This window comes from Kineococcus vitellinus, assembly GCF_009906315.1.
GTDB lineage: Bacteria > Actinomycetota > Actinomycetes > Actinomycetales > Kineococcaceae > Kineococcus > Kineococcus vitellinus.
In genome coordinates, this window is the sequence record NZ_JAAALL010000613.1 from 1 (window position 1) to 744 (window position 744).

Annotated in this window: 1 protein-coding gene; it reads right to left on the reverse strand. The window is 82.9% G+C overall.

The features are described 5' to 3' along the window. Positions 1-21 precede the first annotated feature (21 nt). A partial coding sequence (locus GTQ99_RS23730; RefSeq protein ID WP_205708136.1) for a SelB domain-containing protein occupies positions 22-744 on the reverse strand: 723 nt, incomplete at its 5' end.

The window sequence follows — 744 nt, forward strand, 5'->3', positions numbered from 1 at the left end:
CCCCGCCGCTCACCCCGCCGCTCACCGGTCGGGCCCGGTGGTGAGGGTGCGCCGGTCGTCGGCGCCGCGGCGGGTGATGCCCGCGCGGTCCAGCTCCTCCAGCAGCGGCACCGCCACCCGGCGGGAGGTGCCCAGCGCGCGGCGGGCGTCGGCGGTCGCGAACGGCTGCGGCAGCCGCGCGAGCAGCTCCGCGGCGCGCCGGCGGTAGCCGGGGGCCAGCACGAGGCCGTCGGCGACGCGCTCGAGCCGGCCGGCGCGCACGGCGGCCGCCAGCTCGGTGCGCCCCAGCCGCAGCTCGCGCAAGCGCTCGACGTCGGGTGCGGCGAACGGCTGCCGCGCGAGGTCGGCCAGCACCGCCTCGACGGCGCGCTCGACCGCGGGCGGCAGGGTGTCGGTGCGCTCCACGACGCGGCCGTCGGCCAGCCGCAGCGGCGGCACCACGAGGGCCTCCACGAGGGCGCGGTCGGGCAGGTCGAGGGCGCGGCGCGCCTCCTCCAGGCTCGGGCCGGGCTGCAGCGGGTGCGCCGCGCGGTGCGCGCGCACCGCCTCCAGCAGCGCCGGGCCCAGCCGCGCCCAGTGCGCGGGGTCGGCGTGCCAGTCCCCGGCCACCGGGCGCGAGCGCACCGGCACGCCCATCGCCTCCAGCAGCGGCGCCCGCACCAGGGCGCGCCGGCGCAGCTCGGAGGCCTCGTCGGCGGCCCCGCGCAGCGGGCGCAGCTCGGCGGGGCGCCCTGGTGCGGGCGC